The 16,754-nt window shown below is 59.0% G+C and carries 14 protein-coding genes; 6 read left to right on the forward strand and 8 right to left on the reverse strand.

Going from position 1 to position 16,754, the window contains the following annotated elements:
• Window positions 1-40 precede the first annotated feature (40 nt).
• The 3 genes from E1956_RS41595 to glpD all read right to left on the reverse strand — a co-directional run bounded on the left by E1956_RS41595 (window position 41) and on the right by glpD (window position 4,023).
• On the reverse strand, window positions 41-757 hold the full coding sequence (locus E1956_RS41595) for an MIP/aquaporin family protein (protein ID WP_028220554.1): 717 nt from the start codon (window positions 755-757) through the stop codon (window positions 41-43).
• Window positions 758-878: 121 nt separating this feature from the next.
• Complete coding sequence (glpK, locus tag E1956_RS41600; RefSeq protein WP_167760291.1) at window positions 879-2,384, reverse strand: glycerol kinase GlpK; 1,506 nt, start codon at window positions 2,382-2,384, stop codon at window positions 879-881.
• Between the two features lie 106 nt (window positions 2,385-2,490).
• Window positions 2,491-4,023, reverse strand: coding sequence for a glycerol-3-phosphate dehydrogenase (gene glpD, locus E1956_RS41605; protein WP_134759187.1), 1,533 nt, complete (start codon window positions 4,021-4,023; stop codon window positions 2,491-2,493).
• A 500-nt stretch (window positions 4,024-4,523) separates the two neighbouring features.
• Between glpD and E1956_RS47805 the strand changes: the two genes are divergently transcribed.
• The 4 genes from E1956_RS47805 (at window position 4,524) to E1956_RS41625 (ending at window position 10,560) form a co-directional block, all read left to right on the forward strand.
• On the forward strand, window positions 4,524-4,979 hold the full coding sequence (locus tag E1956_RS47805; protein WP_418789349.1) for a helix-turn-helix domain-containing protein: 456 nt from the start codon (window positions 4,524-4,526) through the stop codon (window positions 4,977-4,979).
• 2,118 nt (window positions 4,980-7,097) lie between these two features.
• Entirely contained in the window at window positions 7,098-7,700 is a 603-nt protein-coding gene (locus tag E1956_RS41615) for a hypothetical protein (protein ID WP_134759191.1), read from the forward strand.
• A 111-nt stretch (window positions 7,701-7,811) separates the two neighbouring features.
• A complete protein-coding gene (locus E1956_RS41620) occupies window positions 7,812-8,357 on the forward strand; it encodes a hypothetical protein (RefSeq protein ID WP_134759193.1) in 546 nt (181 codons plus the stop codon).
• A 571-nt stretch (window positions 8,358-8,928) separates the two neighbouring features.
• A complete protein-coding gene (locus E1956_RS41625; protein WP_134759195.1) occupies window positions 8,929-10,560 on the forward strand; it encodes a hypothetical protein in 1,632 nt (543 codons plus the stop codon).
• Between the two features lie 1,168 nt (window positions 10,561-11,728).
• Here the strand turns inward: E1956_RS41625 and E1956_RS41640 are convergent.
• Window positions 11,729-12,088: a response regulator gene (locus E1956_RS41640; RefSeq protein ID WP_134759200.1), complete on the reverse strand. Its 360-nt coding sequence runs from the start codon at window positions 12,086-12,088 to the stop codon at window positions 11,729-11,731.
• 1,162 nt (window positions 12,089-13,250) lie between these two features.
• Window positions 13,251-13,457: a hypothetical protein gene (locus E1956_RS41645; RefSeq protein ID WP_134759202.1), complete on the reverse strand. Its 207-nt coding sequence runs from the start codon at window positions 13,455-13,457 to the stop codon at window positions 13,251-13,253.
• Window positions 13,458-13,485: 28 nt separating this feature from the next.
• On the opposite strand from E1956_RS41645, the gene E1956_RS41650 reads away from it, so the two are divergent.
• The gene (locus E1956_RS41650) at window positions 13,486-14,505 is read left to right on the forward strand and encodes an IS110 family RNA-guided transposase (RefSeq protein ID WP_134759204.1); all 1,020 of its coding nucleotides are present in this window, start codon (window positions 13,486-13,488) and stop codon (window positions 14,503-14,505) included.
• Between the two features lie 335 nt (window positions 14,506-14,840).
• Here E1956_RS41650 and E1956_RS41655 read toward each other — a convergent pair whose 3' ends face one another.
• From E1956_RS41655 to E1956_RS46495, 3 genes are all read right to left on the reverse strand, one after another.
• Window positions 14,841-15,191: a hypothetical protein gene (locus E1956_RS41655; protein WP_134759206.1), complete on the reverse strand. Its 351-nt coding sequence runs from the start codon at window positions 15,189-15,191 to the stop codon at window positions 14,841-14,843.
• 164 nt (window positions 15,192-15,355) lie between these two features.
• Window positions 15,356-15,571, reverse strand: a complete 216-nt coding sequence (locus tag E1956_RS41660; protein WP_134759207.1) for a hypothetical protein — start codon at window positions 15,569-15,571, stop codon at window positions 15,356-15,358.
• 65 nt (window positions 15,572-15,636) lie between these two features.
• Entirely contained in the window at window positions 15,637-16,161 is a 525-nt protein-coding gene (locus tag E1956_RS46495; protein WP_167760293.1) for a hypothetical protein, read from the reverse strand.
• Between the two features lie 130 nt (window positions 16,162-16,291).
• On the opposite strand from E1956_RS46495, the gene E1956_RS41670 reads away from it, so the two are divergent.
• Window positions 16,292-16,714 (forward strand): ACT domain-containing protein, encoded by a 423-nt coding sequence (locus E1956_RS41670; protein WP_134759209.1) that lies wholly within the window; start codon window positions 16,292-16,294, stop codon window positions 16,712-16,714.
• Window positions 16,715-16,754 lie beyond the last annotated feature (40 nt).

Consider the following 16,754-nt stretch of genomic DNA (forward strand, 5'->3'; position numbering starts at 1 on the left):
GACCGGGTTCGATACCAGGCCCGCGTCCGATTTACGACACTCAGTGCATCGCGTGCAGATACAGATACAGCGACGATGCCGCCACGCCGCCGACAAGCGGCCCGAGCACCGGAATCCACGCATAGCGCCAGTCGCTGTCACGCTTGCCCGGGATCGGCAGCAGCGCATGCATGATGCGCGGCGAGAGATCGCGCGCCGGGCTCATGGCGTAGCCCGTGGGGCCGCCCAGCGAAATACCGATGCCGAGCACGAGCAGGCCAACGGGCAGCGCGTCGAGCGCGCCGAGCCCCACCTGCGGCGAAGCGAGATACAGCACGCCGAGGATCAGCACGAAGGTGCAGATGGCTTCGGTAATCACGTTGTGGCGCACGCTGCGGATCGCGGGCGCGGTGCAGAAGACGGCGAGCTTGACGTCGGAGTCCGCTTCGTTCGCGAAGTGCTGGCGATAGGCGAGCCACACGAGGAAGGCGCCCGCCATGCCGCCGAGCATTTGCGCGGCAATATAGCCGCCCACCTTCGACCAGGCGAATTTGCCCGCGAGCGCGAGGCTGATCGTCACGATCGGGTTCAGATGCGCGCCGCTATACGATGCGGTCACGTAGACGGCCACGAACACGGCCATGGCCCAGCCCATCACGATGACGATGAGGTCGGCGCCCTTGCCTTTGGTCTTCGCGAGCAGCACGTTGGCGACCGCGCCGTTGCCGAGCAGCACGAGAATGGCCGTGCCGATGAATTCAGCAATATAGGGTGACATTCGATTTGTCTCTCTTTCGATCCGGGCCGGGCGCACGCAGCCGATGCAACGCGGCCGCGCGGCCCGTCCGCGGATTATTGTGTTTTTAGGTTGAGATGCTTTTGCTGGCGTCGTACTGCATTTACTGCGCGTCGTCGGCCCACGCCTTGGCGGCGCGCACCGCGCGCTGCCAGCCCGCGCGGCAGACGTCGACTTGCGAGGCCGGCATGGCGGGCGAGAAGCGCTTGTCCACGTGCCACTGGCTCTGCAGATCGTGCACGCTGTTCCAGTAGCCGGTGGCGAGGCCCGCGAGATAGGCCGCGCCCAGCGCGGTGGTTTCGGTAATCTGCGGACGCACCGCATCCACGCCGAGCAAGTCCGCCTGGAACTGCATGAGCAGGTTGTTCGCGCTCGCGCCGCCATCCACGCGCAGCTCGCCCACGCTGATGCCCGAATCGGCCTCCATGGCGGCGAGCACGTCGAGCGATTGATACGCGATCGAATCGAGCGCCGCGCGCGCCACGTGCGCCGAAGTCGTGCCGCGCGTCACGCCGAACAGCGAGCCGCGCGCATGCGCGTTCCAGTGCGGCGCGCCAAGGCCGGCGAAGGCGGGCACGAGATAGACGCCGTCCGTGTGCGGCACGCTCGCGGCGAGCGCTTCGACTTCCGCCGCGCTCTTGATGACGCCCATGCCGTCGCGCAGCCATTGCACCACCGCGCCCGCGATGAAGATGCTGCCTTCGAGCGCGTAGTTCACCTCGTCGCCAATCTGCCAGGCGATCGTCGTCACGAGATTGTTCTTCGACTCGATGGGCTTCGTGCCCGTGTTCATCATCAGGAAGCAGCCCGTGCCGTAGGTGTTCTTCACCATGCCCGAGGCCGTGCACATCTGGCCAAACAGCGCCGCCTGCTGGTCGCCCGCGATACCGGCGAGCGGGATCTTCGAAGCGAACACCGTGGTTTTGGTCGGCCCATATATTTCGGATGACGAACGGACTTCGGGCAGCATGCTGCGCGGAATGTCGAGCGCTTCGAGCAGTTCGTCGTCCCACTTGCGGGTGTGGATGTTGAAGAGCATCGTGCGCGAGGCGTTCGTGACGTCGGTCACGTGCAGCTCGTGCTTCGTGAAGTTCCAGACCAGCCAGCTGTCGACGGTGCCGAATGCCAGCTTGCCTTGCCGCGCCTTTTCGCGCGCGCCTTCCACGTTGTCGAGAATCCAGCGGATCTTGGTGCCGGAGAAGTACGAATCGATCGGCAGGCCGGTCTTCGCGCGCACCATGGCTTCGAGGCCCTGGTCCTTGAGCTGGTCGCAGAAGTCAGCCGTGCGGCGGTCCTGCCAGACGATGGCGTTATAGATGGGGTGTCCCGTCTCGCGATCCCAGACGATAGTGGTCTCGCGCTGGTTCGTGATGCCGATGGCGGCGATGTTGGTGCCGTTCAGGCCCGCGCGCGTGACGGCTTCGGCCGCCACGCCCGCCTGCGTCGACCAGATTTCCTGCGGATCATGCTCGACCCAGCCCGGGCGCGGATAGATCTGTTCGAACTCCTTCTGGGCGATCGAGACGATCTGGCCCTGACGGTCGAACAGCATCGCACGCGAGCTCGTCGTGCCCTGGTCGAGCGCAAGAATGTACTGTTGGTCCTGCATGTCTCTCATCTCCATCCTTAAGTAGTTGTGATGCGCGCCACAAGGCACGGCGCGTGGGAGTGGTGCTGAATGTTCGTGATTCGATGCGCGTAGATGCGCGTAATGCTCAGTGCGGCACCGCGGCCCGCGCGCGGCTCGCGGCAAACCACGATTCGAGCGCGGCCGTGACCGCTTCCAGCGTGCCCGGCGCCACGTGCAGGCCGAGCTTCGAGCGGCGCCACAGCACGTCTTCGGCGCAGGTCGCCCATTCGGTATCGCGCAGATAGCGCAGCTCGGCTTCGTAGATGCCCGGCGCAATTTGCTCACCCAGTTCTTCGAGCGACGTAGCGTGGCCGATCAGGCGCTCGGCGCGCGTGCCGTAAGCGCGCGCGTAGCGCAGCGCGAGCGGCGCGGGCAGCCAGGCGAAGCGTCGGGCGAAGGCTTCGGCGAAGGGCGCAAAGCGCGCGTTCGCGATGTCGCCGCCCGGCAGCGCTTCGCCTTCGGTCCAGCTGGGCGCGTCACTGCCCAGCACGCGGCACAGCATGTCGCCGGCCTCTTCCGCGAGCTTGCGGAACGTGGTGATCTTGCCGCCGAACACGGAAAGCAGCGGCGCGCCTTCGGCGTCGTCCATTTCCAGACGATAGTCGCGCGTGACGGCCGATGCGTTCTTCGCGCCCTCTTCCTCGAGCAGCGGACGCACGCCCGAGTAGGTCCAGTGCACGTCGGCGGGCGAGATCTTGCGCTTGAAATAGCGGTTGATGGACTCGCACAGATAGCGCGTCTCGTCGCCGTCGATCGACACCTTCGCAGGATCGTTGCGGTACTCGACATCGGTTGTGCCGATCAGCGTGAAGTCGTGCTCGTAGGGAATCGCGAAGATGATGCGCTTGTCCGGGTTCTGGAAAATGTACGCGTGATCGTGGTCGAACAGCCGCTTCGTCACGATATGGCTGCCCTTCACGAGCCGCACGCTATGCTGCGCGCCGCGCCCGAGCGCGCCGTGCAGCACTTCGCCCACCCACGGGCCCGCCGCATTGGCCACCGCGCGTGCGCGCACGTCGAAGGTGCTGCCGTCGGGCCGGCGCAGGATGGCCAGCCACTCGCCGTTCTTGCGCTGCGCGGAAACGAGCTTGGTGCGCGTGAGAATCTGCGCGCCGCGCTCCTGCGCGTCGAGCGCGTTGAGCACGACGAGGCGCGCGTCGTCCACCCAGCCGTCCGAATAGACAAAGCCGCGCCGGATAGTGTCGATGAGCGGCGCGCCCGCCGCGTGGCGGCGCAGGTCGATGCCGCGCGAGCCCGGCAGCAATTCGCGCTTCGCGAGGTGATCGTAGAGAAAGAGGCCGATGCGGATCAGCCACGCGGGGCGCAGGTTGGGCATGTGCGGCATCACGAAGCGCAGCGGCCACATGATGTGCGGCGCCGAGCGCAGCAGCGTCTCGCGCTCCTGCAGCGCCTTGCGCACGAGGCCGAACTCGCGGTACTCGAGATAGCGCAGCCCGCCGTGAATCAGCTTCGTGCTGGCCGACGACGTATGCGAGGCGAGGTCGTCCTGCTCGCAAAGGAGCACGGAAAGCCCGCGCCCGGCAGCGTCGCGCGCGATGCCCGCGCCGTTGATCCCGCCGCCCACGACGAGCAGATCGTAGCGATTCTGTTGAGTCACCTGCGTTTCCTGATAGTCCTGGTAATTCGGGTAGTGGCCCCAAAACGAGCCCAAGTGCGAACCCGAAATGTTCGAATGCGAAATCTAACGAACAAAATCGAAAAAGTAAAGTTCGTTTTGGCGCCGTAGCGAGCAAGTCCTGCTGAGGGAAGCTTGATTTGATTTGCCGTCAAATCTAGCTGCCGCTCATCCGACCGTCAGGATGTTTTTATCTGTAATTATCGAATAAATAGTAATTTTCACCAGAAAATTTCATGATGCGAGTCACAATCACTAACCAATCTCGCCGCCGCCCGCCCGCTACCTGTCTGGCTGCAACTGTCGCTGTCGCTGTCGGAGTCGCTGATCACCCATGTACCATCGTACGGCAGCTTTCAAAATCGAACTTGCGACCGACTCGAAGCATTAACAAACGAACATGGGCGGTACCCAGCATCACGAAAGATGCGGCGGTCAACGCGTTATCATTCCCGGCGCCACCACCATGTTTTCAAAACCTGATGAGTCGATCATCTGCGAACGCGGACTTCGCTGTGACCTTGCGCAATCTACGAGCGGCGCGAGACCTATCCCGAGAAGACTTAGCAAAGAAGGCATCGATTAGCCGGAACACGCTTTATTTGATTGAAGAAGTCAAGGCGAACGTACGCGTCGTGACAATCTGCAAACTGGCACGAGCACTGGAAATGCACCCATGCGCATTCTTCGAGAAAGGGACGGCTGACTCTCCAGCGCCTAACTGCTCGTGCGAAGATTTGCCAGACGTCGTAGCACAGGCCGTCACACGCTTACGCATAGAGCTAGAACTGTCACAGAACGAGTTGACAAAGCGCGCGGATCTTCCGAGAGGATACGTCGGCCAGATTGAGCGACTGCGCCCGGACATCACTCTGGAGGTCTTGGCCCGTATCGCAACCGCACTCAAGTCCCCTCTTTCCGAATTCTTCAAAGGATAGAGAAGAGTGGCCACCGCCGGAGAACAGCTACCTCGACAGTTGACTGCAATAAGCGTGCCGCGATGAAAAGGAAGGAGGAAAACGCGCCCGCATCGGCATCGATGTGATTCTGTCGGCTGAAAATTCGGACTAGATATGCTTTCCGCGTAGGGGTTCGTATGACACACCTGTAGCCTCTGCCTCAACGGACAATGCACCCCGTTGGGATTCGGCAAGCAATCGACCGACTACCATGCCAAGGCAACATCTGTAGTGCAGCAGTTGTAGTGAGAACACTTTCTACTGGGCCTGGGCTCTAGGCGGAGCTGCCGCCTCGCACGCGAACACACATAACCGTCCTGCCTCCTGAAAACCCTCACCATTTCCGCTCTCGCACTGTCGAGTGCGATTGCCTCGGCGGCCGTTCAAACCAAAACAAGAAGCATCAACGGGAAAGATCCCTTACATGCTTGCGCCGAAAATATCTGTTCGAGGTAGCGCCACGCAATTACGAGCCCCCGTCAGTTGCTCGCCAAGCCAGATCGCAAACGATATCGTGAAGGCTCTCCGAGACGCAAAGGCTACCGATGACGGCCTCGGGCACCCTTTCGCATGTCCCACCTATCGACTTCGAAGTTGAATAGCTCGTCACACAGAAATTGCTTCAACAAATATAGTTCGTTGCGCGGCATGAGGGATAGCGGGCGGTGGCAAGTCATGCCTACGACTCGCAATTGGGCAAGTTGAAGAACCTTGCTTCCGAAACGTGTAGTTAATGTTAATTAACATATATAGAATTTGCTTTCACACGTGATCCTAGTGCGTCAGCAGGGAACCAGACTCCGCCGCTGTGGAGCGAAGCATGCCCACGCATTCCGTGTAGGGCTCGCCCTAAATTGCTCCCAGCGTAGAGATTTCGCCTGGTTTTTCCTCGCTCTCTCCGTCCGCGAGCATCACGACCGCGAGACCCACGGCCCCGAAGTCTGTCCCGGTATGGCGCCCCCTTCAAGCAGCGTGCAAGCGAACCTACGTCGCCGTTGCTTCCCTGTGCTAAGACTCTGGCTCGTTCCTCGGGAAGCCCCGAAGCTTTCCGCGTGCGTGCGATTTCGCATGTCGCGAAGCGGGCGGGGAGCGCAGAGAAAGCTTGCTTGACACCGCCGGGATGCCCTCTGGATACGACCCGATGACCAACCCGTCGTGCCTTTTCCTGAAACCGTGCGTCCCGTTCACTGGCGACGTCAAGCTCCAGGTCTGCGACCGGAACACGTGGCGGGTGTCATGTATAGACTCCATCCAAGCGTCGAGCCTGAAAATCACTACATAGGTACGGCGACTCGTAGTTGTCTCGCCCGCGTGGCAACGCTCAGAACGGGATGTTGTCTAGCCATTGAATCTCAGCCACTTCGCTCGGTGCGCCAGCTTGAGTCACCTCACAGTCTGCATCGGAGTCCGAGACATCACTTCCAACCGTAGCATCGAGTGGCATTACGGTTCTCGCATTTCTTACCACCATAGGAAGTTTAAATGCGTCCCTTGCCGCATTCTCGGACGGCTCGTCATCATACGGATAACATGATTGCGCACTCATTAGATGTATCGCAATCTCCTCCGTAAGCGCCTCGGTCGCCGGGATGATATCAAGAGCCGGACCGTCGTCGAACAGATAGAGTGTGAGGTACCGTGATGCCGTAAGCGATGCTGACAATTCGTGAGCCCATACCAGAACTTTCCCCCTCCTCAGTTCAAGATAGGCCGTGCCTTGGCCACCGCGCCGGTCTCTCAGAGTACATACCGCCGGAAGTTCTGTCGGGCGCGGAACAGTCCAATCATCGGTGCCATGCGGCTGCCCGCTTCCAGCGCATAGCGAGCCTGCCCGACAGTGGTACCTCACGTACCATCACTCATCCGCCAATGTGCCTTACGATATCCTCATGATTTCATAAAGAAATCATGAACCGTATAAATATTTATATGAATATCACTCCGGGCGCCGTATAAATAATTGGATATTTTTCGACATCTATTGCCAATTTCAACACCCTTCACTAACATCCACTTCGAACACGATGAAGCAGATTCAATAACGAGAAATTTGCTGAATTCGCCACACCACCTTCAGAACCTCCTAAAGATATAAAAATGAAAAAGCACCGTTACCCTGGTTTCCAGTCCGCCACGCTCGAATTTGACATCGAAGATTTCAATCCGCACGTCCTCCAGCAAATTCGCAACGACGCAAAGACACACGCATCACTACCGAGCTATGTCGTCGCGGCGGATGACATCCTTGACGACGCGGCAGAGCTATCTGGCGAAAAAATCGTCGTCATTCCACTTTGCGGAAGGGATTCTGATGCAATCGACCATGCGTATCCCGATATCTATAGCGCAGTTCATCCGAGAGCCAATGGCGCGCGCATTGCGTGCCTCATGCTGGGCGGTGGTCAGGTGGCATTGACACACATGGCCCCCCACCGGGCCAACGCGAGCCTCTACGACAACCTGAACGTGCTTTGGCTTTTTGACGACGAGCCGTCGGTGTCGCAATACTACATTTCAGAGGATTTGCTTGAAGGCATGACGCAAAAAAACGCCATCGAGGAAGACCACAACCCGCTGACTCAGGAGGAAGTACGAGCCTGGCAGAAGGTCGCGGCAGAAGCGAGCCACCTCGGATTTTTCGAGGTTGCCGACCTGACCAACCCCGCGTGTCCTCATCGAGAAGCCATATTGGCTGACTGACCACAGCCGAAGTTATCGGCACGACAAAGGTCAAGACTGAACGACAACGATAGCTATACATAATGTCGCAGACGTCGCGACGCAACGTCACCAATGATTTAGGATATACAGATGCAGGACCTTCAAACCCAATTGCCCCAGAATCGCCCCGCTCTTCAGCTCAACGAGCACGACGCAGACGCCGACTTCGTCGACGGGGTTCGTAAGACCACGTCGCTTTACGGTGGGAAAGCGGCGTGCATCGCTAACGTCGCGAAAATCTTAACAAGAGAGCTAGATACCACTGAGAAATGCATCGTCGTTGTCCTCACTGACGTTGCATCCGAAGATATCGACTACCAGTCGCAGGCAATCAGCACGCAAGTGCGACGCACTGACGATGGCTTCCCGATTGCCTGTGCCCTGCTCGCAAATGGACGCATTGCCGTCTCAGCGCAAGCGGTTAATTTGGCTCAGCCACTCGATTGCCAACGCCTTCACGTTCTTTGGGTATTCAGGGACAAAATCTCATTCCAGCAATACCCCTATACAGAGCAGACGGAAGAGGACCTCTGGGTGGCGTGCTGCGTAGCAGATGGACACAGGCACGAGTACGACCCAACTGTCAATGTTGACGACGGTATTATCGACGTGCGCGATTACTTCGCTTTTCGTTGAGCCGTGGTTTAACTTTCTTACGGCGGGCACCTTTCAACCTCTGGGTTTGGGTGCCCCTCCTTTCCGCGTGCCAGAAGACCGTACAGACGCTCGAAAAACATCAACTCTGCTATTGGCTGAGGTCACTCGCTGTGGCCTACGCGCGTAGTTGCTGCCACACATCACCGACTATGGACTTCATCGAGGAATCTCCGGTTCTGCATCATGAGTTCGCCCTCCGGCACCAAGGGCTGAACCTTGAAGTTCTCGCGCTGTTCGAACACCTCTCGGCCGATGAGTTTGTCAGGACCCTGGAATCCGTACCCAACCGGTCCACAATCCGCAGAGTTTGCTCCCTCTGAAAATGGCTCCCCGGACAAACGCTTTCATTTGCCGCGACGCTGAACGCGGGATATGTCAACCGGTTTCCTCGGACATCTACGTCGCTGTCTACACCCACCTTTCACCCCCCGCCTGAAGGCCGACGTTTTCTGGCCAACCAGGGATAAAAGCCGTGCATATAGGTGAAAAGCCCGCACACGCCCAAAGGTGGATGTGCGTAATACATACCTTGTGACCTATCGAAAATCTCATGGCCATCCTTTCCCCTGCCGTTTCCTTCAGCGCCGTCGAGCGGGCGTTCTACTATGCAGTCCGCCTTCTGCTTCGGATGGATCAGTCCGCCGGAAACGGCAATGCCATCCACGTGCCGGAGGTCATGGTCTGGGCAATCGAGGGATTAAAGCCCAATTTAATTAACCCATTGCGCGAAGCGAGCCAGAGTGACCGACTCATCGAGCTTTTACGCCACTACGATTCTCTGCGGGAAATCGCAGAATCGATGCGCGTTCAGGCCCATTACGATGCGTGCTTCGCAGATATGCATGACGCCGACGACTACGGTTACCTGGGGATTGACGAAATGGTGTACGCCCTGGACCACGGCGAGTGGGAGTGCGGCGACACCGAAGCGCGTGCAAGTATCGAACGGGTCGTACGGGCTGTGCATCGACGATACGCGGCCGGTGAGCATCATCTGGAGTCGCCACAGTCTGCCCAGGTGCCCGCCGCACTTCTGGTGCCGGGAGAAGTGGCTGCAGACTTGTGGAATGCCGACGCCAGCCTGCTGCCATCGCGGGCGCCCGATAATCTTTCGGCAATGGCAAGAGCCCTGCGCCACGCAAAGCGCGAACTGCTCGCATGCGATTGCGGCAATGGCAGCGGCTCGTGGGACCTGGTGTACACAAGAGTCCTCGGCCAATGGCTTGAGGTGGATTTGCCGGAAGTGGCGGCTGAAATCCTCGCCACAGGCTCGGTAGTGGAATATTTTCAGAAGCTGGCCGAATATCGCGCCGACATGTGCGCGGTCGAAGAGGTCTGGAATCGGCTCGGTTCGCCACTACGTTCGCTGCTTCTGCGTACGAACAGTGAGACCGAGGCGATATGTATCATCGAGCAAGTCGTGAGAAAAGGCCGGAAAGACGAATCCGACGTCGCGCTATGCACCGGACGAGTCTGGGACATGGTCAGACGTCGCGCTGCGGCCGGTTACGCCGACTCTGTTCCCCTAAGCACAATCAACGGCACGAACGAAGCCATCGAAGCCATACGCGCCTCCGGCGAGGCGACATGCCATTTCGTTGACACAGTTTCGCTGCCCGAACGCGTCGCATCTCAGACAGGAGAGAAGCACGCTCTTGTCGTCCGGCTCCCGCAGGTATGGAGACAGGCAGAGAGCGAGTTCGAAAAAAGAGCCCATCTGGAATGCTTCTTTCTGTCGACTGCAGGCAGCAACGATACCCGCTCGGCGATTTCGTTTGGTCAGATATTCTGGTGCGACCGTGAGGGATTGTGGCCGAGGCTCTTCCGCTTCCGACGCCATATCCCCGTCCTCTATGTTTTCGACGACGATTGTGTGTTCGCACATTACCCGTTCGCACACTTCGTCGACCTGCGCGCTTGTCTCGATATCCCGGTAAGACAGTGGGGTTCAAGGGAGATTCCAGAGGACGGCTGGAGGACAGACAGGGCCTCACAGTGGTTTGCGACTGAGCTTGAACAGACCGACGCGCGACTCTTTCCGGCTGTCCTGAATAGGGTCGTGGACTATTCTGCGGTGCCCATAGTTGATGCACTTGGCGATGCCTACCTGGCCGAAAATCCAGATGCAGCCCTAAGCCCAGCTGAGCGAATAGTCCGTAGTCGATTTGGTGACCAAGGATAGGCGATCAAGTCCGCAGCGAATCATGTCCACTGTGACGAGACCATCAGCCGCAGTGAATCGCCTTGCCAAGACTTTCCCTTTCTGCCTATTCGCGATCCGCAAAGTCAGACAGAGCTTCTTCGAGCGTCTCCGTCGCGTCAAATTGAAGCTGCACAGCAGCCTCATCAAGCGGTGAACCTGACGACATCTTTCGTGACTCAGCCGAGTCACGAGCTCCAGACAATCGGTTGCCCAGCCGAAAGTGACCGTGGTTGACTCGAGGTCTAGGAACCCCGAGGTATCTAGCGGGACAATCCGGTGCGGAGGAAATCGCCACTCTCCGGACTGCACGGCAATGTGCGAAAGCACACATAACGCCTACATCTACCTTGCAATCCTTTCGCCGCAAATCTACGATGCCCTCCAGGCATGACGAAGGGATTCCATCCAAATACCTACCGCATGATGAGTTCATAACGTATTTCCCGCGAAGTCGGCCGTTACCCGCAGCAAAGGCAAGACAATCGGAGCTAGCAATGTCAGAAAAAACAGTAGTGGAGACAACGAGTGCTGGAGGGGACAACCATGGCGGAAGTCACCCTTGGCCTTGGAAACTCACAATTGCATCAAGTTCGGATCTAGGGGATAACGCGAGACCATCGCAGATTGCTGGCGACGTATTCCCGCCATCCGCACGCAATCTCCCAGTGTTGATCCGAGAACTGATTGGACATCCCTGTCGCCTGCTGACTCCATCGACAGTCGTAACTGAAGAACTCAACCCAAACCGAATCAATATTCTCGTAGATGAACACAATGTCATTACTGACATCCGATATGGTTAGCAAGAGGTTGGCTGGGCGACCGCGATCCCAGATGGTGCTCGAATAGGTGCGTAGCTTGTATTCCCCATCAACTGGCGTCTTGGTCAGTCGTTTGCAATTGCCGCTCTCGACGATGGCGGTTGTACTTGATGAGCGGTCGTGGCGGTAGCCAGAGCGGTATGGCAGCTTGGGGTTGGTCTATGCCTTTCGCATGTGATGCGCGCTGACGACGGTCATCATCGTACTCGACGGGGCGCCGATCGGCCAACAACGGATATTCGATGCTGGTGACGAGTGACCGCTGTCGAGCGTTGCTCATCCGTACCGTCTCGCAAGAGTGACTGTTTCCGGGGCGGCGAACGCCCCTAGCAGGGCCTCGCCAGAAGCCGCTCTATCGTCACGAGCATGACATCCACGGGCACAGGCTTCTGCCAAAGCGCATCCCACATTGGTTCGCTCAAGGTTGGTTTCTCGCCTGCACTGGCCAGGATGATGGGGATTTCAGCTAGCTTCGGATTACATTTGAGTCGGCAGCAAAATTCAACTCCATCCATTCCAGGCATATGCCGATCTGTAACGATCAGGGCCGGGTGTAGATCGTTCGCGGCAGTCAGACCCGCCTCAGCATCTCTGGCGATCGCGACCCCGAATTTTTTCAAGCGCAATATACGGCTCCATGCAACGACGATCGCGGGATCGTCATCCACAATAAGAATTGTCTGCATGAGCGAGAATGGATCGACTTGGATAATGAGATGCTACGCCAAGGCGGCGGATACGGCAAAAGCCCCCACAAGTCTCAGCTTCGGCCATTCGACGGCATGAATCTGAAGGTCCGTTGCGGGTCCATATGATCCATTCAGCTTTGAACCGGAGCGACGCTACCCGGCGCAACCGACGGCACCGTCCAACTCGATGCCCATCCTGCGCTCCCACACGTCGGCATGTTCCCGTCCGGCGCCGCCTGCCCTGCCCCTGACCGAAAACGGCCCTTCAGAGCAGGCGTTCACGTGCGATCACGCCTGGCGGGCAGCCGATCGCAGTGCCGTGCCACGCGCCGCGGCATGGCCGGTGCGCCGCGTCCATCGACCCATGGTGCATGGTGCGACGGTCGTCGCCCGACTCTCCGGCGCACGGCACCCGGCTTCAGCCGGAGCGCGCCAGGGCGTACGGGCGGTCAGCCGGTTGCAGGGCACTTCCGACAAAAAGTCCCGCGTTATCCGGCTTTGCGGGACATTTTGTCATTCCCGGTGGTAATTTCAACCTCCGGATCTGCATTTCATGGGTTCCACGTTACCTACTCCCTCACCATTCTGTGGTAATGGACACACTCAGGCTTGGCGCGCGGCTCTGCGTGGCGCTAGCCGCCTTCGTCGCGCTCACGGCAATTCAGGCTGAACTGCACGACATAACTCGCCGGCCACCTGCAACGGGCAGCGCAACACCTAATCCCGTAAAGGCTCACCTACGACTGTTTTTTTTGTTTTCTTAGCAATCCTTCTCGTTATGTGAACTCCGCTGGATTCATAGCGGGATCGTTCTGGACGACGATCGGCATCCTTGATCGCCTGGCACGCGAGTACCCGTTCGCCGCTGATAGCCCTATCCGCGCGCCTCAGATTAACCCGAAAATTTGGAGGGCTTCGAAATGAGTGGCTTGCGTGTGTATGGGCAGTCGATGGAGATCGCACGCACGCGTGCTGCGAAGAAGGTGTCCGAGTTGAGCCCGGCACCCACTATCCACTGACGCAAGCCGAGTGGAGCGAGCGCCGCAATGAAAAGGCCATCGGCATCTTTGCGCGCATGAAGCCGGTGCGCGTGAGCCGCGAATTCGATGCGCCGCAGTGCGCCCGCGATTTCATCGACCTTGCTGCACGCACTGCCCCCTCACGGCCTCGCGAATATGAGTGGCATGCGGATCGACCAGAAGCGTGACGCCAAAGGCAACGAGGTCACCAGCAAGACAAGTGGCCTACCGGTGATGGCTTGGGTGCCGTAGTGAATGATATGAACGCCCCCCCACCCTTCGCCACGTGCCGCGTCGGCGGCATGCCAGAGGTCGGCGATCGCTACTGGATAGAAATCGGTGATCATAGTGGCCTACTCAGCCGGAGGTTCCATCATGACGCAGACGATTGTCGGTGTGGACATCGCAAAAAACGTAATGCAGGTGCACTGGGTCGATCCCGAAACCGGCGAGATCGTGAACAGGCCGGTCAAACGGGCAGCGTTTCTCGAATATTTCGCCAATCGCCATCCGTGTCTTATCGGTATGGAGTCCTGCAGCGGATCCCAGCACTGGGCGCGGCGATTGATTGAAATGGGCCACCAGGTGAAGTTGATGCCAGCGAAATTCGTCAAGGCATTCAACATCCGAAATAAGAACGATGCGGCCGACGCACGCGCAATCTGGATGGCCACACGGATGGACAGCAAGGAAGTTGCTGTGAAGACCGAAGCCCAGCAGGCAGTGCTCGCACTGCATCGCATGCGGCAGCAACTGGTGAAGTTCCGCACGATGCAGATCAACAGCCTGCGCGGATTGCTGACCGAGTACGGCGAGGTGATGGGCGTCGGTCGGACTGCGTTGGACAGAGCGGTGGTGGGAATTCTGGAAAGACTATCGGGACGCTTGCCGGCGATCCTGATCGACACGTTGCGCGAGCAATGGAAAGGTCTGGATGACCTCGATCGGCAGATCGGCCAGATCGAACGGCGGTTGAATGAGTGGATGAAAGGCGACCAGTCTGCCAAAGCGATTTCAGTGATTCCGGGCGTAGGCCTGCTTACCGCAACGGCGGCAGTGGCAACGATGGGACGCGCTAAAGCCTTCAAATCCGGGCGCGAGTTCGCTGCATGGCTCGGTCTCGTGCCAGGCCAGACGGGTTCAGGCGGGAAGATAGAACTACAGGGTATCAGTAAGCGAGGGGATACCTATCTCAGGACTTTGCTCGTTCACGGCGCGCGGAGCATCATTTATCGCGTGAAAGAGCCCGGGCCATGGGTGGCGCAGATGAAGCAGCGACGTCCGTTAAATGTCGTCATCGTAGCGATGGCCAACAAGCTTGCCCGGATAATCTGGGCAATGCTCGCGCATCAACGGCCATACCGGAAAGACCATGAAAGCGTTAGACCAACCTAAACTTCCTGCTCACACGGAAGAGCTGTGCTGGACGGGATGGAACGTCAAAAGTTGCGGTGGCATTCGAGTGTGATGACAAAACGGGTAGGACCTGGGACTCACCAAGCCTGAAAATTTGTCTGAGCCTAACAAGCTCGCGAAGTGAATGAGGCGTGAGTCAGCGGATTTCATAGGGGCCCGCAGCGAAGCAGAAGCTGCAACAAGGCCGAATGTAGAGCTGCAGCCCATCCTGTTTTTCGAAGACTCGAAAGTCTGGCGCAAAGGGGGGTGTTCATGTAGACAGATTTCATAGTGCTGGCGCCGACTGAACGGCGCTCCGAGCCAGTACTGGCGAATCACTCCAGCGCCGCGATGTGAGGAAGTGCAAACGGCGACACAACAAAGGTCGTCCCGTTGTTGTCCTGTTTGAACACAAAGCCAAATTGAAAATCATTCTCGGCTGGAAGCCAAAAGACGACTGGATCATGACAAAGATCGCCCTCCCAACCTTGCTCGCTCGCGACGGATTGAGCCCTTTCCCACGCATCGATGAATGCGTCGAGCGTGACATCGCCAGACAAATCAGGTTGCCCGGAAGTGCGCATGCGCCCGTCGTCAGCACCGAGACGTGCTGCCATGTCGGACACGGTTGGAAGGTATCCCCATCCGAAATCGATAGAAGGAATTCGATAGACGTGCCAATGCATCGCGACCTCCTTGCATCTGTAGGTGCCCATCCTAGCACGCGCCAACGCAACCGTAATCAGGACGTAAGGAAACTGGCATGCCAATGAGAACGCTACCGGCATTGCTCGCCGTCGCGGCTACCGTGACTGCAGCGTACCTCTCGATCGTCTCGGTGTTGGTTGGACTACACGCGACGCCCGAGGCGTTCCAGCCACATCATCCCCTTCTCGGTTGCGGCAATGCCACCGAAGGCGCTGTCACGCACGAGATCTTGATGACGAGCGAACCCTTTGGCCACAAGCCAGTCGGCGACCTCCAACTCTATGGATTCGCCGGGGCACCTCGCGATCGCCTCGAGGCCGTCGAGGTGGCGCGGATCTTCAGGATTCGGATCGGACATGGCGGCCTCCAAGATAGACGGGCGGAAATCCTAGCATGAAGGAAAGGCACGATTACGCCACATTGCTAGCACTCGCCGCTACGACGACTTCGACGTGCCTCTCGGTCATGGCCGGCTGGCAACGCGGCGGCCTTGTCGTCGAGCGCGTCCCGTGGGTTGCCGTCGGCGTCGTGCTCGTCGCGGCGCACCTGCTGCTCGCCCTCTGCCGCCCGCATGGATGGCGTGTGCGCGCCGTCGGTGTCCAGCTCTGGATCGGCGGCATCGCCGCTACCTGCCACGGTCACGCCGTCTTTTTCCTGAGTGCGGCGCATCACGCGGGCGAGTTGCGCGCCGCCGGCGTACCAGTCGTGACTGCGCATGGTCGTGACTTGAGCGTGATTGCTGGTGACCGTGCAGGCGTAATAGCGCGACTGGCGCGAGTAATGGAGCGCCGCTGCGCTCAACCGTGCCCGGCCCTCCGCATCGAGCGCGCGACGCTCGCCGCCCGCCTCGACGCACTGGACGCCGAAAAGGCTGAAACGTTGCGCGCTGCGTGGCCAGACGACAAACCGAAACGGGTGTTTCCGGGGTGCATAGTGGCGGCATTGCATAGCGTGAAACCTCGTGGTGCCGGTCCGGGGTTACGGTATTCCCGTGTGTCGCTTACGCTGCGAGCCTTGCTCACGTGCCTTTGGTGACGTAGATTTTTATTGGGCGATGCATCAGGCGGGAGGGACTGCCATGGAACTGATCGTAGAACGCGTCGATGTTTGGGCAGCAACCATCGAAGACAAACCGGGCGGGCTGGCAGAAGTATTAAGCGTTTTGCGGGATGCTGGCGCAGACTTGCAGTTCGTCGTCGCACGTCGCATGCCGGAAGCATCGGGCAAGGGGGTCGTGTTTGTCGCACCGCTGCAGGGGGAACAGGAGATCCGTGCCGCGACCCAGGTTGGGTTCAACGTCACCCCGAGCCTTCACTCTGTCCGTGTAATGGGCCTGGACCAACTGGGGATCATCGCACAGTTGACCCGGATGTTGGCAGATGGGGGAATCAACCTCCGCGGCGTTTCCGCCGCTGTACTTGGCACACAGTTCATTGCTTATATCGCGGTCGACTCGCTGGACGATGCTGGAAAGGCAATCGACATACTACAGAGGGCCTGAAGGGCCGGTGCCAGACCGGGAACTGCCTTTGTTCTACGCG

Source organism: Paraburkholderia pallida, from assembly GCF_004524855.1.
Lineage (GTDB): Bacteria > Pseudomonadota > Gammaproteobacteria > Burkholderiales > Burkholderiaceae > Paraburkholderia > Paraburkholderia oxyphila.

Excerpts from the sequence above, each read along its gene's own strand:
- E1956_RS41595 (WP_028220554.1), bottom strand. The coding sequence starts at position 757 with ATGTCACCCTATATTGCTGAATTCATCGGCACGGCCATTCTCGTGCTG.
- glpK (WP_167760291.1), bottom strand. The coding sequence starts at position 2,384 with ATGCAGGACCAACAGTACATTCTTGCGCTCGACCAGGGCACGACGAGC.
- E1956_RS47805 (WP_418789349.1), top strand. The coding sequence starts at position 4,524 with ATGAGTCGATCATCTGCGAACGCGGACTTCGCTGTGACCTTGCGCAAT.
- E1956_RS41615 (WP_134759191.1), top strand. The coding sequence starts at position 7,098 with ATGAAAAAGCACCGTTACCCTGGTTTCCAGTCCGCCACGCTCGAATTT.
- E1956_RS41620 (WP_134759193.1), top strand. The coding sequence starts at position 7,812 with ATGCAGGACCTTCAAACCCAATTGCCCCAGAATCGCCCCGCTCTTCAG.
- E1956_RS41625 (WP_134759195.1), top strand. The coding sequence starts at position 8,929 with ATGGCCATCCTTTCCCCTGCCGTTTCCTTCAGCGCCGTCGAGCGGGCG.
- E1956_RS41640 (WP_134759200.1), bottom strand. The coding sequence starts at position 12,088 with ATGCAGACAATTCTTATTGTGGATGACGATCCCGCGATCGTCGTTGCA.
- E1956_RS41645 (WP_134759202.1), bottom strand. The coding sequence starts at position 13,457 with ATGATCACCGATTTCTATCCAGTAGCGATCGCCGACCTCTGGCATGCC.
- E1956_RS41650 (WP_134759204.1), top strand. The coding sequence starts at position 13,486 with ATGACGCAGACGATTGTCGGTGTGGACATCGCAAAAAACGTAATGCAG.
- E1956_RS41655 (WP_134759206.1), bottom strand. The coding sequence starts at position 15,191 with ATGCATTGGCACGTCTATCGAATTCCTTCTATCGATTTCGGATGGGGA.
- E1956_RS41660 (WP_134759207.1), bottom strand. The coding sequence starts at position 15,571 with ATGTCCGATCCGAATCCTGAAGATCCGCGCCACCTCGACGGCCTCGAG.
- E1956_RS46495 (WP_167760293.1), bottom strand. The coding sequence starts at position 16,161 with ATGCAATGCCGCCACTATGCACCCCGGAAACACCCGTTTCGGTTTGTC.
- E1956_RS41670 (WP_134759209.1), top strand. The coding sequence starts at position 16,292 with ATGGAACTGATCGTAGAACGCGTCGATGTTTGGGCAGCAACCATCGAA.